Genomic DNA, 15,630 nt, shown 5'->3' on the forward strand with positions numbered 1-15,630 from the left:
CGTGAGTTCACGGGACCAGAGGCCCTACCGCCAAGTAACCTACGGCGTCGTAACCTTTTGGTGTGACCACCTCCGTACCAAGCCGCCTCAAGCCGGCCGACCTCGGCAAACCGAGGATGCGCGGCTGGCTGCACACGTACGCGTTCTTCGTCGCCGTCGTCTGCGGGATCGTCCTCTGCTCCATTGCCGCTGCCCGGTCCGGCTGGTCGCCGCTGATCAGCACCCTGATCTACAGCCTGACCGTCTGCGGGCTCTTCGGCACCAGCGGGCTCTACCACCGACGGGTGTGGTCAGAGCGGGGTTTCCAGGTCATGCGGCGGATGGACCACTCGATGATTTTTGTCTTCATCGCTGGTACGTACACGCCGTTCTGCGTCCTGCTGCTGGACCCCCGACCGGCGGCGATCATGCTCGCGCTGGTGTGGGGCGGCGCGCTCGGGGGCGTTGCGCTCAAGCTCATCTGGCCGCACGCCCCGCGCTGGGTCTCCGCGCCGCTCTACCTGGCGCTCGGCTGGGTCGCGGTGGCGATGCTGCCGGACATTCTCCACGCGGGCGGGGTGACCGCCCTGGTCCTGCTGATCGTCGGCGGCGCGATCTACAGCATCGGCGCGGTCAGCTACGCCCTCCGCCGGCCCAACCCGTGGCCCACCGTCTTCGGCCACCACGAGTTCTTCCACGCCTGCACCCTGGTCGCCGCGATCTGCCACCACATCGCGATCTACTTCGCCCTCTTCGCCTAGCAGTGCGTCGCCAGATCGGTGTCACCGAGCAATCGGAGCGGTTCGGGCATGGTGGTTTCTGGCATGTCATGGCGTGGTGACCCTTACCGGCGCGCACAGGGTCGACGCCGTCCGGTGCTACCGGTCGACGTCAGACCCGGTCGCCACGGGTTCTGGTGCCGCGACACGAGCCGCCAGCAGCCCACCGACACCAGGCACGAGAGCGATCAGCCAGACTCGATGGCGCCGCTGCATGACCAGGGCCGCGGCGAGGACTGTGAGGGTGTAGGCCAGTCCGTGTACCGGTCCGAGGATGCGGGAGACGGTAGGCGTGTGCACGGTGACGATGTTCAGGAGCATCAGCGCGAGGGTGGCCAGTTCGACTGAGCCGACGACCCGCAGCAGGAGACGGGGGTTCACAGTCCGACCCCCGTCGTCGATCCCGGCCGATAGATCATCAGAACCACCACGATCGCCCAGAGCAGGTTGAAGATTCCGGCGTGCATGCCCAGGCGGGGCACGACCCGGGCGAGGTCCGCGGGTTTCGCACCCACATCAAGGCAGCGCAGGGTGCGACGCTGCCCGGGCAGGACGACGCCGATGAGCATCGCGCCGGCACCGGCGGTGAGAACAATGGACACGATCAGCCACGCGTCACCGAGGACACCGATACTGGCACCGGTAGCGAGCCCGAACACGGGAACGAGTACGCCGATCACGGCGTAGTTACGGGTGATCCGGTGCAGGACGCGGACGACGGCACCGCGGCGGGGATCAGCTGACTTGTCGAGCGCGAGTCGCGCGAAGCGAGGAAACATGCTTGCGGTGACAGCGACTGGGCCGATGGTGAGGATCGCGGCCAGGACGTGGACCGACAGCAGGAAGGCGCTCATGCCCGCACTCGCTGCTCGCTGACAGGTGTGCGGAGCAGGCGTCCGACAGGCGCTTTCCAGGTGGTGCCGCGGCGCTCGAACTCGAAGAGGTCCTCGACGGCACGGGCAGCAGCGCAGCCGAAGTCACGTTCGAGCAGGTAGAGGGCTACGTCGACGCCGGACAGGACACCGCCGCCGGTGACGAGGTCACCGTCGTCGACGACCCGCGCCCGGACCGCGTTCACACCGATGGACTCCAGTCGATCGATGCCGAGGTGGTGGGTGGTGGCTGTTCTCCCCTCCAGCAGGCCCGCCATGGCGAGCGCGAGCCCGCCGCCGCAGACGGCGACGACGGTGACCCGCGGCGCGGCGAGAGCCCGGGCGACGAGTGCCATCGCCGGACTTCCGGCGAACCGCCCGAGCAGCGCGGGAACGGTCAGCTCGCCTGCGTCCGGGTCGCCGTCGACGGGCCCGGACGCACCCGGAACGATGACGTAGCCGGGCACCTCCGGCTCCAGCGCGGCGCTGGCGGGGAGGCAGAGGCCGGCGGCTCCCGACGGGACGCTGTCCCGTCCCGACTCGCTCACCAGCACACATTCGAGTACGCCGCCGAGGGCGGCGCTGCCCGCGGAAAGCACCTCGAGTGGAGCGATGACATCGAGCAGATCGAAGCCGTCGAAGAGCACGAACTGGGCGCGAAGCGTAGGCATCGGTAGTCCCCTCACGTGTAGGTGCACTCCATGGTTGGGCAGCCGAGCGTCTCCCAATAGTGGCTACTAAGCCATGTAACGCCTGAATCTCGCCAGGGTCAGGGAGGCCTACTATGCAGGTGTGTATACGGTCGTCGTGCTCGCTCTGCCGGATGTGATTGCCTTTGATCTGGCCACACCGGTTGAGACGTTCGGACGTGTCCGCCTGCCAGACGGTCGGCCGGGGTACCGGGTCCTCGTCGCAGGGCCCGACGATGTCGTCGACGCCGGGCCGGTGCGGCTGGCAGTCAGCGAGCAGCTGGATGCGCTCGATCGCGCCGACCTGGTCCTGGTGCCCGGCCGCAACGACCCCTTGCGGCCCTCCCCGCCCTCGGTGCTCACAGCCCTGCGTGCGGCCGCGGCCAAGGGCACTCGCCTCGCCTCCATCTGCGTCGGAGCGTTCACGCTGGCAGAGGCGGGACTACTCGACAACATGAGGGCCACGACCCACTGGCTCGCCGCGGAACAACTTGCGCGCAGACACCCGTCGATCCAGGTGGACCCCGACGTGCTCTACATCGACAACGGCAGTATTCTCACCTCTGCCGGCGCCGCGTCCGGACTGGACCTGTGCCTGCACGTGATTCACACCGACTACGGCGCGGCGGTGGCCGCGGATGCGGCACGCCTCGCCGTGGCCCCACTGCACCGAGGCGGCGGACAGGCGCAGTACATCCTGCGGAACCGGCAGCCCGTGCGAACCTCATCCCTCGAACCCGTCCTCGCCTGGATCGAGACCAACGCACATCGGGCCCTCACGCTCGCCGACCTCGCCGCCGCCGCGAAGATGAGCGCACGCACCCTGACCAGGCGATTCGCCGTCGAGACCAGGCAGAGCCCGATGCAATGGGTAGCCGGTGTCCGGATTCGTCACGCCCAGGAGCTCCTGGAAACCACCGACTACACAATCGACCGCGTAGCGAACCAGACCGGATTCACCAGCACGAGCAACTTTCGTGCGCAATTCCAGGAGGTCGTCGGCACCACACCAGGCGCCTATCGCAGAACCTTCCGACTGTGAGGCGAGCAGCGGCCGGTCGATTCGCGTCGAGGAGTTCGTCGCACTGTTCACCAGCAGAACACCGCCGACAGCATCGACGTAGCCGGGCGGTCGGATCGCCGATCAGGCAAGCTGGGGGCATGACGGACGCGTACGCCCAAAACCGCACGCTGGTGTTGCTTCGGCACGCGAAGGCGGAGCCCAACGGCGACCAACCGGACGTGGATCGGCCGCTGACGGCCCGGGGGCGAGCGGACGCGGCGGCGGCCGGCGCGTGGCTGGCCCACCACGGGCTCCTCCCGGACGTGGTGATCTGCTCCTCGGCTCGCCGCACCCGGGAAACCTGGCACGGCGTGGCGATGGGCATGACCGGAGCGCCACCGGAGGGCGGCTCCGCGGGTCCGGCACCCGACGTGCACTACGCCGACGACGCGTATGAGGCGCACCCGGCGGATCTGCTGGCCTTGGTGCGGCGGGTCGAACCGACCGCCCGGACGGTGTTGCTGATCGCCCACAACCCCGGCGTCTCGCAGCTGTCGATACTGCTCGACTCTGAGCAGGCGGACCGGGACCCACAACGGACCGGTCAGGCCGTGGTGCACCGCACGACGGCGGAGTGGGCCGGCCTCGGCCGCCGGGACACGGTCATCACCGCCGAGCACACCGCCCGCGGCTGAGCCGCCCGCCAGGGATGAGCCGCCATCGGGTCGCGGCGGCTCATCCCGCCACTCAGGACGGCGGCGCTGTCGGCGGCGGCGGATCCGGCGGCGGTGGCATCATCGCGGTCGGATGCGACAGCCGGTTCTCCTCCACGATCAGCGTCCGCGCCCGCTTGCGCCGGTCCTGCCAGAACCACACCGTGGTGAGGAGGACTGCCAGCCCGGCCAGGATGAAGACCCAACCGACCGCACGCAGGTCAACCCACCAGACGTTGGCCCGGACCGCGAAGGTGAGGATCGCCCCGAGGGCGATCAGGAAAATACCGCTACCAATGCCCATGTGCGCTGCACTCCCCCGTGCGATGGCTTCTGGGCGTTCTCTGCCTGACCTGATGCCGGTTACCCGCCGCCGCCGGGTGCTACCCCCATCCGGGCCGGGAACCCCGACCCCGGCGGGGTCACGATGCGGCGCGAGCGTCGAAGCCAACGCGACGGCCGGCGGGTCATCCCGCCGGCCGTCGCTTCTGCCGGGTCTGCCCCCGGATCAACCCTGACCTCCGAATCGGGTCAGAACGCCTCCTCCGGGAGGTCCATGACGCTCAGGTCGACGTTCTCGATGATGCGCCGATCGGCACCGATGCGCGGCAGCACCTCGCGGGCGAAGAACCGGGCGGCGGCCACCTTGCCGGTGTAGAAGTCCCGGTCAGTGCCGGCGTCACCGGCGAGCGCCGTCAGCGCCACGTCGGCCTGCCGCTGGAGCAGCCAGCCCACCACCAGGTCGCCGATGGCGAGCAGGAACCGGCGGCTGCTCAGGCCGACCTTGTAGAGCGCCCGGGTCTCGCCGCCCTGCGCCTCACCCAACCAGCCGGTCAGCGTGCCAAGGATGCTCTGAATCTCACCGAGAGCGCGGCCGAGCGCCTGCCGCTCCTCCTTGAGCTGACCGTTGCCACCCTCGGCGGCGATGAACTCCTGGATCTCGCTGGCGACCGCCATCAGGGCCTTGCCGTTGTCCCGGACGACCTTGCGGAAGATCAGATCGAGGCTCTGGATCGCCGTGGTGCCCTCATACAGGGTGTCGATCTTGGCGTCCCGGACGTACTGCTCCAGCGGGTAGTCCTGGAGGAAGCCGGAGCCGCCAAAGGTCTGGAGGGACTCGTGGCCGAGCAGCTCGTACGCCCGCTCCGAGCCGACCCCCTTGACCAGCGGCAGCAGCAGATCGTTGACCCGCTTGGCGAGCTTGACGGTCTTCTCGTCGCCGGCCGCCTCGGCGATGGCGACCTTGTCCTGCCAGGTTGCGGTGTAGCAGACCAGGGCCCGCAGCCCCTCGGCGTACGACTTCTGCAGCAGCAGCGAACGGCGTACGTCCGGGTGATGAGTGATCGTGACCCGGGGAGCGCTCTTGTCGGTCAACTGGGTCAGGTCGGCGCCCTGCACCCGGCTCTTGGCGTACTCGAGCGCGTTCAGGTAGCCGGTGGAGAGGGTGGCGATCGCCTTCGTACCAACCATCATCCGGGCGTACTCGATGATCATGAACATCTGCCGGATGCCGTCGTGCTTCTCGCCCAGCAGCCAGCCCTGCGCCGGCACGCCGTGCTCGCCGAAGGTCAGCTCGCAGGTGTTCGACACCTTCAGGCCCATCTTGTGCTCGACGTTGGTGGCGAAGACGCCGTTGCGCTCGCCCAGCTCGCCGGTCTCCTCATTGAAGTGGTATTTCGGCACCACGAAGAGGGAGAGGCCCTTGGTGCCCGGCCCGCCCGCGCCCTCGACACCGACCGGCCGGGCCAGCACATAGTGGACGATGTTGTCGCTGAGGTCATGCTCACCGGAGGTGATGAAGCGCTTGACGCCCTCGATGTGCCACGAGCCGTCCGGCTGCGGGATGGCGCGGGCGCGGCCGGCGCCGACATCCGAGCCGGCATCCGCCTCGGTCAGCACCATTGTGGAGCCCCAGCCCTGGTCAATGAAGAGCTGGGCCCACTTTCGCTGCTGCTCGGTGCCCTCAACATGCAGGACGTGCGCGAACGACGGGCCGGAAGCGTACATCCAGACCGCGGCGTTGGAGCCCAACACCAGCTCGGCGAGCGACCACCAGAGGGCACGGGGTGCGTTGCTACCGCCGAGCGCCTCGGGCAGGTCCAGCCGCCAGAACTCGGCGTCAATGAACCGGCGGTACGACTTCTTGAACGACTCTGGCAGCGGCGCGGTGTGCGTCGCCGGGTCGAAGACCGGCGGGTTGCGGTCGCTGTCCGTGTAGCTGGCTGCCAGGTCTTCCCGGGTCAGGCGGTCGACCTCGGCGAGGAAGCTACGGGCGGTGTCGACATCCAGCTCTGTATAGGGAGCATGGCTGAACGCCCGGTCCGCCCCGAACACCTCGAACAGGTTGAATTCAAGGTCCCGAAGGTTGCTCTTGTAGTGGGTCATGGTCGCTGGCCCCGCTTCCGGACGCGTGTTACCGATCAGTAACTCCGACTGTATTACTCGCGGGTAGGCAACGACAAGCCCTTCACCCCTCCGCCGTGCCGACCTCCCAACTCGGCACGGCGGCCGAACCCCCGGTCCGGGCACCGGTGTACTCCGTCAGAACCAGCGCGATGTCGTCGTCGAGCCGGTCATACACCCACTCGACCAACGCCGCCTCCAGGGACGCCAGCCCGTCGCCGACGGTGCCGTGCCCGAGCAACCGCCAGGCCCGATCGGTGGTCGGGAAGAACTCGCCGTCCCGCCGGGCCTCACCGAGCCCGTCGGTAAACAACAGCAGCCGGTCGCCCGGCTCCAACCGCTCCACCCGGGCCCGGACCGCCGGCATGAACCCCAGCGGCGGAGCCGGCGCCGGCGGCTCCAACGCGATCACCGCACCCCGACGCAGCAACAGCGGCGCCGGATGTCCACAGTTCACGATGGTCAGGGTGCCACCCCGCTCCTCGACCAGAGCCGCGGTCACGAAGTCCTCGTCACCCCCGCTCCGGGCCACCGCCCGGTCCAGGTCCGCGACGACCGCGCGCAGGTCGGCCCGCTCGTACGCCACATGTCGGTAGGAGCCCAGCACGATGCTGGCCAACCGGACCGCGTCCAGGCCCTTACCCCGAACATCCCCAATAATCATGCGTACGCCGTACGGCGTGTCCAGGGCCTCGTACAGGTCGCCGCCGATCTCCGCGGTGGCCGTGGAGGAGATGTACCGGGCGGCGATGGCCAAGGAGCCGACCTGCGGGCCGAGCGGACAGAGCACCGCCTGCTGAGCAACCGTGGCGAGCCTCGACAGCTCCTCGATCCGCTCGGTCTGTCGCTGCCGGATTGACGCCATGGTGGCCGCCAACGTGGCGCCCAGGGCGATGCCAGCCACCGCGACCGCAGCCGCCAGCGAACCGACCCCCTCGGCCAACGCGAAGCCGACGCCAAGGCAGACGGCTGCAACCCCTACCCCCAGCACCACCTGCCAGGAGGCCAGGGCAGCGGCCAGGAACGGGGCAGCGATCAGCAGAGCGATGTAGTTGGCCCCACGGCCGTCGGCGCTCTCCAGGGCCGAGACGATTACGAGCAGGGCAACGGCCGCGCCGAGGCCGGCGCGGGATCCGGGGCCCAGTGGGCCGCGGCCCAGCCGGGAGAGCTGTGTGCGTACGAGGGACAGCATGCCTGATGGACAGTGGTCGTTGAATGAACCTGACCTGACATCTGAGGTGGTTCTGACTGTGTGGGTCACCCCCGGAAGCCGTTCGCGGTTGACGGTGGGCTCAGCCCAACACCTCGTACCGAACCTCGACGTGCCCCGCGCTCAGTGGGGCGATCACAGCGAAGGCCGCCTGGGACAGGTCGATGCAGCGCCCCGTGATGAACGGGCCCCGGTCGTTGATCCGCACAGTCACCGACGTGCTGGTAACCGGGTTGGTGACCCGCACCATCGTGTCGAACGGCAGGGTCTTGTGGGCGGCCGTCATCGCCGATGGGTCAAAGACTTCGCCGCTCGCCGTGAGCTGCCCCTCGGAGTAGTGGGAGGCGCCGCAGGACCCGGTCTCCACCACGGTCGGAGCGGCGCTGGTCGGCGTCGGGGCGGCGCTGGTTGACGTCGTCGCGGCCGGCTGCGGCGTCGTCGATCTCGACTTGCTCCGGGACGGCGCCTGGGTCTTCCGGGGCCGCGTGGGGCTCACGGCCGAAGCGGACGGGGCGCTGGTGCTCGGCGAGACGCTCGGCGACGCGGAGAGCGGGGCGGCTGTGGCGGACGGAGAGCCAACCGTGGTCGGCACGACCGCGACGGACCGGTCGGACTCGTTGGCGGAGGTCAGCCGGACGGTGCCCACCGTCCCACCGATCGCGAGCACGACACCGATCGCCGCGGTTGCCGCGACGCCGGTCGGGGAGACCCTTCGGGTACGCGTATGCCTGCCGGCCACCAGCCCGATCCTTTCGCTAACTGAACAAAGCGGGTCGGACCGTAACGAGCGAAGCACATCCGAAGTCAACGTGATCATGGAGTTATTGCCCGATTTACGGTGAAACGAATAGCCGATCATCCGATCGGCAATGGTCCGGCTAGCCGATCACGAGCGGTGGACCAGAATGACGGTATGCGCCCCGAGTTGAGTGGACGTCTCGCCGAGCTGATCCGTTGGATCGACCCGGGACCGGGCGCCACCCACCTGGTCAGTGATATCTCCGGCTGGTGGCGGGACCCGGTGATGCTGGGCAGCCTCGGCCCGGCCCTGGTCCAGCCCTTCCGGCACTCCCGGCCAACAGTGGTGATCTCCCCGGCGGTCACCGGCTACCTGCTCGGACCGCTCGCCGCGACCGCGCTCGGCATCGGCTTCGTCGCGGCCCACAAGCCTGGCGACGGCCGCCTCCCTCCGGGCACGCTCACCTGGGCACAGGGCCCGCCAGACTATCGCGGGCGTCGGCTCGACCTGGCCGTGCGAAACCGGAACCTCAACGCCGGAGACCGGGTGCTGGTGGTGGACGACTGGGTCTCCACCGGAGCCCAGGTACGCGCCCTCTACGACATTTGCGCAGCCCGGGGCGCCACCCCGATCGGCACCGCCACCGTGGTGGCCGACTGTCCCGCGGAAGTCGCAGGCGAGCTCCGGATCCAGAGCCTGCTCACCGGCGCCAACCTCACCCCCTGAGCCACAACCGAGATAGCCCGGTCGCCGGTGCAGTCGGTCACCGAGGCCAGTCGGTGCAGCTCGGCTACCCGAGGTCAGTCGGTGCGGGCCGTCGCCCGAGGTCAGTCGGTCGCCGGTTCGGGGCGGTCAGCGGTCAGCGGTCAGCCGGCGTAGCTCCGGCAGCCGGGAGGCAACCTCCACCAGGACCGCCTCATCCCCCGCGTACCAGCTACTGGACCGGGGCCAGTGGGTGATCACGTCGGTGAAACCGAGTGCCGCGGCCCGCCCCACCTGCTCGGCGAAGAAGTCCGCGCTACGGAGCGAGAAGACGGGCGCGGAGTCCACCAACAGGTGCCGGTCGAGGGCACCGGGCTCACGGCCGACCGACGCCAGCGACTTGTCCAGTCGAGCGGCCAGGTCGGCCACACCCTCCCACCACGCCTCCATGTCGTCGGTCGTCGGGCCGGTGGTGACCCAGCCCTGGCCGTACCGGAGGGCGAGCCGCATCGAACGAGGCCCGTTGGCGGCGACGACGAACGGCACCCGCGGCGTCTGGACGCAGCCCGGGTTGTTCCGCGCCTCAACCGCGGTGAACCAGTCACCCCGCCACGTCGTCCCGTCCTCACGCAACACCAGGTCGAGCAGCTCGACGAACTCGCTGAATCGGTCCACCCGCTGCCGTGGTGGAAGGGTCTCGCCGCCGAGCACCGCGGCGTCGAACCCGATGCCGCCCGCACCCAGACCGAGCAGGGCCCGGCCGTTGGACACATCGTCGAGGGCGGTGACCTGGCGGGCGAAGGCTGCCGGATGCCGGAAGTTCGGCGACGCGACCAGGGTGCCCAGCCGGATCTGGCGGGTCGCGACCGCGGCGGCGGTCAGGGTGGTCATCGAGTCGAACCACGGCCCGTCCACCAGATCCCGCCAGCCCAGGTGGTCATAGGTCCAGGCGTGGTCGAAGCCCCACTCGTCCGCCTGCCGCCAACGCCGCTCCGAATCCGCCCAGCGCTGGTCTGGAAGGATCACAATGCCGATCCGCATGATCACCAGACTATCCGCCTTCCCCACCCGGCAGCAGGAGACCAGTGCGAGGACTCGGCGGTACGTGAACGGATTCACCCAGCTGCTGACCACCGCACGCAGCAAAGCGCCGTCCGTCAGCGCAGTGGTTTCGCCATCTGCTGAGCGGTCATCTCGTACCCGCTGCGCTCGTACAGGGCGATCGCCGGCTTGTTGTGGCCGAAGACGTTGAGCCCCAGGCGCAGCGCCCCCGCCTCCCGGGCCAGCTCCTCGGCCGCCGACAGGATGGCAGCGCCGTAGCCCAGCCGTCGGTGGGCGGGATCAACCCTGATATCGAAGATCCAGGCCATCTCGGCCGACTTGCTGGTTGGATCGTCCAAGCCGAGCCAGAGGACTCCGACCACCTCACCGCTGCTGTTCTCCGCCACCAACAGCCGATGGCGCTCGGTAGCCAGCCCGTGGGGCAGGAACTGCTCCCGATCCCGAAAGGCCTTCCTCCGGGCGGCTTCGGTCGACACCAACCCGGTCTGGGACTCCACATATTCCCGGAGCTGCTGATCCGAGTAGACGTCGTACTCGTCCTGGCACATGTCCCGCAGTTTCACGACCTGACCCATGGCCGAAGGCTACCCGACAAAGCAGGCTAACCGCAGCACTCTACCCAGATGACAAAGTCATACAACCAGGACGTAAATGATATCTTTCGTAAATCAAATCCTAGATTCACTCTAAGCGATCTTGTTGTTACACTTCAGCAGTGCGACGAGTCCTGCTAGCCGGAGGCACGGGATCACGTTTGTGGCCTATCACACAGGCGGTGTCGAAACAACTGCGGCCGGTCTTCGACAAGCCCGTGATCCACTGTCCGCTATCGACGCTGGTGACGGCCAAAATCAGGGAAATTATGGTGTTAACCAGTCCAGAGGGTCAGTCGCAGTTCCAGCGCCTGCCAGGCGACGGTACACAGTGGCGTCGTTCCCTGACATACGGAGCGCAACCCCGACCTGAAGGTATTGCGCAGGCATTTGTCATTGCCCGGGAACTCCTCAACAACGGCCCCGCCGCCCTCATCCTGGGCGACATCATCTTTCACGGTGTTGGACTCGGCCGGAAGTTGACCGGCCATACGAATCCGGCCGGCGCAGAAGTCTTCGGCTGTCCGGTCGCGGACCCATCGGCGTACGGGGTGGTGGAGTTCGACGAGGCGGGACAGGTGCTCCCCATCGAAGAGAAGTCCGCCTCGCCTAAATCACGCTACGCCGTGCCAGGGCTCTACTTCTACGACAGCGACGTGGTGGAGATCGCAGAACAGTTGACGCCGAGAGGCCGGGGCGAGTGGGAAATCAGCTCGATCAACCAGGAATACCTGCGCCGAGGCGCACTAAGCCTGACCCTGCTCGATCGGGGCACGGCATGGCTGGACACCGACACGTTCGCCAGACTTGTCCAGGCCGGGCAGTACGTCCGGGTGATCGAGGAACGACCGGAATTCAGGATCAGGTGTGTGGAGGAAGCGGCGTGGCGCGCCGGCTTCCTGGCCGATAACGAGCTGTGCGCCCTTGCAGGTCCGCTCACTCGCAGTGGTTACGGGGACTACCTACTCCGATCGCGCGACTGGAAGTCACCCATTGCCCAGTACTGATACACAACAACCGACCGGCACCTATCTCGCACCCACCGCCGGCGGGCTAGGAAGGGTGAGTAAGTACGTCTCTTTTTTGCACTCCGAGCGGGCGGTAGCCGAGCCCGAGAAAGGCTTTCCTCATGCGCATCCTGGTAACCGGCGGGGCAGGCTTCATTGGCTCGCACTTCGTCCGGGGGATACTGTCCGACGTCTACCCCTATTGGGAAAATGTGCGGACGTTGGTACTCGATAAACTGACCTACGCCGGCAACCTGGCCAATCTCGCGCCGGTGGCGAACCAGCAGAACCTGACGTTCGTCCAGGGAGATATCTGCGACCCAGTGATCGTCGACAAACTGATGCGTGAGGTCAACCTGGTCGTGCACTTCGCGGCCGAGACACATGTCGACCGGTCAATCGCGAATGCCTCCGAGTTCGTCCGGACGAATGTGCAGGGCACCTTTACCCTGCTGGAGGCGGCGACGCGGGCGGGCGTGGACCGGTTCGTGCACGTGTCCACCGACGAGGTCTACGGCTCGATCGCACACGGCGCCTGGGCCGAAGACCAACCGCTCTCGCCCAACTCACCGTATGCCGCCAGCAAAGCTTCCTCCGACCATCTGGCTCTGGCCTTCCACCGCACCCACGGGCTACCGGTCTCCGTCACCCGCTGCTCCAACAACTACGGCCCGTACCAGCACACCGAAAAGCTCATTCCCCTGTTCGCGACTAATCTACTGGATGGCCTGACCGTGCCGCTCTATGGGGACGGGCGCAACAGTCGAGATTGGCTCCACGTCGACGACCACTGCCGGGGTATCCAGCTCGTCGCATCAAAGGGCCGGGCCGGTGAGATCTACCACATCGGTGGCGGTACCGAACTGACCAACGCCACTTTGACCGGCCAGCTGCTCGATATCTGTGGCGCGGACGCCTCCGCTGTTCGCCGGGTACCTGACCGCAAGGGCCATGACCTGCGCTACTGCCTCGATATCTCAAAAATCTCGACGGAGCTCGGGTACTCCCCCCGGATCAGCTTCTCCGATGGGCTGGCAGACACCGTGGAGTGGTACCGCACCCACCGCGACTGGTGGGAGCCGAGAAAGGTGTCGACAACGGCGACGACCTGACGATGCGGCGGTGGGGCCGACCCAGGTACTGGCTCGGCCCCACGAGCGTCATCCTCGTCGAATCGGGGCGGGTTTCCGTGGTCGACGCGGCGACGGCTGGCCACCTCTGTCTGGTCGAGCCGGCCCGACCAAACGCCATAGGGAGGCCCACTCGTCAGCGCCAAGATCCTTCGGAAGGAGGTGTGGTCCCACGTGGTGTTCCCGCATCCACTCGTGTAGATCGCGGCGGCTGATTCGCCTCAACCGCTGGAGGATCTCACCGAGACCACGCCCCCTACCAGTGAAAACCTGCCGCACGAACTCCTGGTACGCCTTGCGGTCACTGGCCCATGGAGTCCCCCGACGGGCAATGGTGAGCAGCCCGCCGTCCACCGAGGGAACCGGGCGGAAGGCTCGGGCCGGGACCCGCGCATGCAGCTCGAAGTCGTACCAGGGCCACCAGCTCGCGGTCAGCAACGAGGCGCCGCCAACACCCGCCCTTCGACGGGCCACCTCCCACTGAACCAGCAACACCGCCGTATGCCAGTGATCGGCAGCGAGCAGGATCCGGATGATGGACGTCGTCACATGGAAAGGAACGTTCCCGACGACCACGTGTGGGTACCGGGGAAACCGAAAGCGCAGAATATCCGCGCAGACCACGGTGACGTTCTCCGGAGTCTGCCGACTCAGCCGTTTCGCACGCTTTGCATCGATCTCTATTGAGGTAATTTTTCTGCCTTGCCCACTCAGGGGGAGGGTGAGGGCACCGTCGCCGGCGCCAATCTCCACGATCGGGCCTTCGGCGCGGGCGGCGAGCTCGACCATCTCGCCGATCACCGAGCGGTCAATCAGGAAGTTCTGGCCGAACTCATGTCGTCCGGCGTACTCTCGATAGGGCATGGGCTTGCTCCGCGAATATCATTTCGGAGCCGGCGGGCTGGTAAAATGCCGACCGGCACTGACTGCCGCGAGGCGGAGCTCATCGAAAGAACGAATAGTCCGCCACTATACGTGGCGGAACCTTTTGAAACATATCAAACTCATGCCGAACACTATACCCGACTCTGTGGAACGCGGCACCCAGACCCGCCCCGAACTCCGGCTCCACATGTTTCATACGTTCGCTGGCTGCGCCGCCGAGACCCATCAACGGAGAAAGCCACGGCACTCCCCCAACCGTCAGCAATGGCGGCTTCCTTCTGGTTCACGGGCCGTGACCGCCTGGTCGAAACCGTCCAGGAAATATTCGTTCCCTTCCTGGGGAGGCACTGCCACACCGCCGCTCTATTAGGGCTACCGAGGGGCCTGGGGCAGCGTGCGCACCCCGTTCCAACAACGCCGCTTCCGGCCCAAGCTGTCACGCCGGCAATAGGTGGCCAACCGAGCCGCACGCCAAAATCCGCTCCCGCAGTGAGCCATCGCCACCCTCAAGACCTGGAGGATTCTGGCCAAGCTCCGCTGCGGCCGGCGCCGAGGCACCACGATCGTGCAGGCCATCCTCGTCCTGCGTCGGGCCGAAGCCATTCGCTACGCAGAATGAAGAGAGCTCAATATACGACGATGCCGAAAGCAGCGCCACAGGTCTCGGTCCCTGCGTCCCGAAAAGTCAGTGCACGCCGTGGGTAAGAACCGCGGAGAACGTCAATCCCGCAGGAGGCTGCTGCAATCTCTCAGTGGCACGTCACGCCTACTCGGCCACAGCGGCCAACACTCAATCAGCGCTGACCCAACAGGCGTGATAGCCTTCGATTTCATCAGAACCAGCCCCGGGGTAGGACCTCCCCGTCTTCATACCATCACGAACCACACGTCAACGCTCCGCCGCCCACAACAGCTATATCACAAAGACCAGGGTTTAGCCAGTGAAAATCGTCACCCTCCAAGGGGTGGGGCCGGGCCGGACGATGAGGCGGTAAGCTCCCCCCAACTCAACAGAAAGCGTCGCCGATGACAGACGAAGAAAGCCTTTGGATCCGCCGCTTTCACCCCTGCCCGCAGGCCGAGATCCTGCTTGTCTGCCTCCCACACGCTGGCGGTTCAGCAAGCTTTTTCTTCCCGATGTCACGCGCGTTGACGCCCACGGTCGAGGTGCTGTCCGTGCAGTACCCGGGCCGGCAGGACCGCCGACACGAGCCATGTATAGAAAACCTAAGTGAACTAGCCGACCGCATATTTGACGCAATACGGGGCCAGACCAACCGCCCCCTGGCGCTATTCGGACACAGCATGGGGGCCACGCTGGCATTCGAGGTCGCGGTGCGGCTAGAGACCAAACTCGGCATCACCCCGCGGCACATAATCGCCTCCGGCCGCCGGGCACCGTCGGCGGTCCGCACCGAGCAGGTGCACCTACTCGACGACGCCGGCATCATCGCAGAGCTGCGCGACCTCAGCGGTACCTCGAACGACATGCTCGACAACGCCGAACTCCTGCAGCTGGTCCTCCCGGCGATCCGGGCCGACTATCGCGCGATCGAGACGCACCGGGGGCAGCCGGATGCGACCGTCTCCACACCGATCACGGTACTGACCGGCGACACCGACCCGCAGGTCCCTCTCGCGGACGCGTACAAGTGGCACGCGCACACCACCCAGGCATCCGAGGTACTTGTCTTCCCAGGCGGGCACTTCTACCTCAGCGACTACCGCAACGACGTGAACGGCGTCGTGGCACGGATCCTCACCGAAGCCTGAGCCTCGATCGCCGATGAAGGGAACCGGCAGGACCCTGGATATAGAAAGTGCCCTCTGAGCCAGAAGGAAAGGAGTTCTTCAGGCTTCTATC

General features: G+C 67.0%; 17 protein-coding genes and 1 pseudogene. 8 read left to right on the forward strand and 10 right to left on the reverse strand.

Annotation, left to right across the window (positions count from 1 at the left end; translation table 11 throughout):
- Positions 1 to 62: 62 nt before the first annotated feature.
- On the forward strand, positions 63 to 740 hold the full coding sequence (gene trhA / locus SALPAC6_RS0118500; RefSeq protein WP_018254846.1) for a PAQR family membrane homeostasis protein TrhA: 678 nt from the start codon (positions 63 to 65) through the stop codon (positions 738 to 740).
- Between the two features lie 117 nt (positions 741 to 857).
- On the opposite strand, the gene SALPAC6_RS0118505 is transcribed toward trhA, so the two are convergent.
- From SALPAC6_RS0118505 to SALPAC6_RS0118515, 3 genes are read right to left on the reverse strand one after another with little or no spacing between them, the layout of a single operon-like run.
- Positions 858 to 1,139, reverse strand: coding sequence for a hypothetical protein (locus SALPAC6_RS0118505; protein WP_018254847.1), 282 nt, complete (start codon positions 1,137 to 1,139; stop codon positions 858 to 860).
- Positions 1,136 to 1,612, reverse strand: coding sequence for a DUF2269 family protein (locus SALPAC6_RS0118510; RefSeq protein ID WP_018254848.1), 477 nt, complete (start codon positions 1,610 to 1,612; stop codon positions 1,136 to 1,138). The genes SALPAC6_RS0118505 and SALPAC6_RS0118510 overlap by 4 nt, the downstream gene beginning before the upstream one ends.
- Positions 1,609 to 2,301 carry a DJ-1/PfpI family protein gene (locus SALPAC6_RS0118515; RefSeq protein WP_018254849.1) on the reverse strand — a complete coding sequence of 231 codons (693 nt, stop codon included), beginning with the start codon at positions 2,299 to 2,301 and terminating at the stop codon, positions 1,609 to 1,611. The genes SALPAC6_RS0118510 and SALPAC6_RS0118515 overlap by 4 nt, the downstream gene beginning before the upstream one ends.
- Positions 2,302 to 2,422: 121 nt before the next feature.
- On the opposite strand from SALPAC6_RS0118515, the gene SALPAC6_RS0118520 reads away from it, so the two are divergent.
- Positions 2,423 to 3,361, forward strand: coding sequence for a GlxA family transcriptional regulator (locus tag SALPAC6_RS0118520; RefSeq protein ID WP_018254850.1), 939 nt, complete (start codon positions 2,423 to 2,425; stop codon positions 3,359 to 3,361).
- 119 nt (positions 3,362 to 3,480) lie between these two features.
- Positions 3,481 to 4,017: a SixA phosphatase family protein gene (locus SALPAC6_RS0118525; RefSeq protein ID WP_018254851.1), complete on the forward strand. Its 537-nt coding sequence runs from the start codon at positions 3,481 to 3,483 to the stop codon at positions 4,015 to 4,017.
- Between the two features lie 52 nt (positions 4,018 to 4,069).
- On the opposite strand, the gene SALPAC6_RS0118530 is transcribed toward SALPAC6_RS0118525, so the two are convergent.
- The 4 genes from SALPAC6_RS0118530 to SALPAC6_RS0118545 form a co-directional block, all read right to left on the reverse strand.
- On the reverse strand, positions 4,070 to 4,339 hold the full coding sequence (locus SALPAC6_RS0118530; protein WP_018217865.1) for a DUF6458 family protein: 270 nt from the start codon (positions 4,337 to 4,339) through the stop codon (positions 4,070 to 4,072).
- Between the two features lie 227 nt (positions 4,340 to 4,566).
- Entirely contained in the window at positions 4,567 to 6,420 is a 1,854-nt protein-coding gene (locus SALPAC6_RS0118535; RefSeq protein WP_018254852.1) for an acyl-CoA dehydrogenase, read from the reverse strand.
- 82 nt (positions 6,421 to 6,502) lie between these two features.
- Positions 6,503 to 7,630 (reverse strand): PP2C family protein-serine/threonine phosphatase, encoded by a 1,128-nt coding sequence (locus tag SALPAC6_RS0118540; protein ID WP_018254853.1) that lies wholly within the window; start codon positions 7,628 to 7,630, stop codon positions 6,503 to 6,505.
- A gap of 100 nt (positions 7,631 to 7,730) precedes the next feature.
- Positions 7,731 to 8,387, reverse strand: a complete 657-nt coding sequence (locus tag SALPAC6_RS0118545; protein WP_018254854.1) for a septal ring lytic transglycosylase RlpA family protein — start codon at positions 8,385 to 8,387, stop codon at positions 7,731 to 7,733.
- Between the two features lie 174 nt (positions 8,388 to 8,561).
- Between SALPAC6_RS0118545 and SALPAC6_RS0118550 the strand changes: the two genes are divergently transcribed.
- Positions 8,562 to 9,113 carry a phosphoribosyltransferase family protein gene (locus SALPAC6_RS0118550; RefSeq protein ID WP_018254855.1) on the forward strand — a complete coding sequence of 184 codons (552 nt, stop codon included), beginning with the start codon at positions 8,562 to 8,564 and terminating at the stop codon, positions 9,111 to 9,113.
- Positions 9,114 to 9,239: 126 nt separating this feature from the next.
- On the opposite strand, the gene SALPAC6_RS0118555 is transcribed toward SALPAC6_RS0118550, so the two are convergent.
- The gene (locus SALPAC6_RS0118555) at positions 9,240 to 10,136 is read right to left on the reverse strand and encodes an LLM class flavin-dependent oxidoreductase (RefSeq protein WP_026189819.1); all 897 of its coding nucleotides are present in this window, start codon (positions 10,134 to 10,136) and stop codon (positions 9,240 to 9,242) included.
- A gap of 110 nt (positions 10,137 to 10,246) precedes the next feature.
- The gene (locus SALPAC6_RS0118560; protein WP_018254857.1) at positions 10,247 to 10,726 is read right to left on the reverse strand and encodes a GNAT family N-acetyltransferase; all 480 of its coding nucleotides are present in this window, start codon (positions 10,724 to 10,726) and stop codon (positions 10,247 to 10,249) included.
- A 140-nt stretch (positions 10,727 to 10,866) separates the two neighbouring features.
- Here SALPAC6_RS0118560 and SALPAC6_RS0118565 point away from each other — a divergent pair, with 140 nt between their 5' ends.
- Together SALPAC6_RS0118565 and rfbB are read left to right on the forward strand one after the other, a co-directional pair.
- Positions 10,867 to 11,751, forward strand: coding sequence for a sugar nucleotidyltransferase (locus SALPAC6_RS0118565; RefSeq protein ID WP_026189820.1), 885 nt, complete (start codon positions 10,867 to 10,869; stop codon positions 11,749 to 11,751).
- A 122-nt stretch (positions 11,752 to 11,873) separates the two neighbouring features.
- Positions 11,874 to 12,863 carry a dTDP-glucose 4,6-dehydratase gene (gene rfbB, locus SALPAC6_RS0118570; RefSeq protein ID WP_018254859.1) on the forward strand — a complete coding sequence of 330 codons (990 nt, stop codon included), beginning with the start codon at positions 11,874 to 11,876 and terminating at the stop codon, positions 12,861 to 12,863.
- Between the two features lie 48 nt (positions 12,864 to 12,911).
- Here rfbB and erm read toward each other — a convergent pair whose 3' ends face one another.
- Positions 12,912 to 13,745: a 23S ribosomal RNA methyltransferase Erm gene (gene erm, locus SALPAC6_RS0118575; RefSeq protein ID WP_018254860.1), complete on the reverse strand. Its 834-nt coding sequence runs from the start codon at positions 13,743 to 13,745 to the stop codon at positions 12,912 to 12,914.
- A gap of 391 nt (positions 13,746 to 14,136) precedes the next feature.
- Here erm and SALPAC6_RS30385 point away from each other — a divergent pair.
- Both SALPAC6_RS30385 and SALPAC6_RS0118580 read left to right on the forward strand, forming a co-directional pair.
- Positions 14,137 to 14,385, forward strand: a pseudogene (locus tag SALPAC6_RS30385) (IS5/IS1182 family transposase); the annotation flags it as partial.
- A 407-nt stretch (positions 14,386 to 14,792) separates the two neighbouring features.
- Positions 14,793 to 15,539 carry a thioesterase II family protein gene (locus SALPAC6_RS0118580; protein WP_026189821.1) on the forward strand — a complete coding sequence of 249 codons (747 nt, stop codon included), beginning with the start codon at positions 14,793 to 14,795 and terminating at the stop codon, positions 15,537 to 15,539.
- Positions 15,540 to 15,630: the final 91 nt, after the last annotated feature.

This window comes from Salinispora mooreana, assembly GCF_000379065.1.
Lineage (GTDB): Bacteria > Actinomycetota > Actinomycetes > Mycobacteriales > Micromonosporaceae > Micromonospora > Micromonospora mooreana.

Coding starts and splice junctions, on each gene's coding strand:
- SALPAC6_RS0118530 (WP_018217865.1), bottom strand. CDS start 4,339: ATGGGCATTGGTAGCGGTATTTTCCTGATCGCCCTCGGGGCGATCCTC.
- SALPAC6_RS0118525 (WP_018254851.1), top strand. CDS start 3,481: ATGACGGACGCGTACGCCCAAAACCGCACGCTGGTGTTGCTTCGGCAC.
- SALPAC6_RS0118580 (WP_026189821.1), top strand. CDS start 14,793: ATGACAGACGAAGAAAGCCTTTGGATCCGCCGCTTTCACCCCTGCCCG.
- rfbB (WP_018254859.1), top strand. CDS start 11,874: ATGCGCATCCTGGTAACCGGCGGGGCAGGCTTCATTGGCTCGCACTTC.
- SALPAC6_RS0118560 (WP_018254857.1), bottom strand. CDS start 10,726: ATGGGTCAGGTCGTGAAACTGCGGGACATGTGCCAGGACGAGTACGAC.
- SALPAC6_RS0118515 (WP_018254849.1), bottom strand. CDS start 2,301: ATGCCTACGCTTCGCGCCCAGTTCGTGCTCTTCGACGGCTTCGATCTG.
- SALPAC6_RS0118510 (WP_018254848.1), bottom strand. CDS start 1,612: ATGAGCGCCTTCCTGCTGTCGGTCCACGTCCTGGCCGCGATCCTCACC.
- erm (WP_018254860.1), bottom strand. CDS start 13,745: ATGCCCTATCGAGAGTACGCCGGACGACATGAGTTCGGCCAGAACTTC.
- SALPAC6_RS0118550 (WP_018254855.1), top strand. CDS start 8,562: ATGCGCCCCGAGTTGAGTGGACGTCTCGCCGAGCTGATCCGTTGGATC.
- SALPAC6_RS0118535 (WP_018254852.1), bottom strand. CDS start 6,420: ATGACCCACTACAAGAGCAACCTTCGGGACCTTGAATTCAACCTGTTC.
- SALPAC6_RS0118540 (WP_018254853.1), bottom strand. CDS start 7,630: ATGCTGTCCCTCGTACGCACACAGCTCTCCCGGCTGGGCCGCGGCCCA.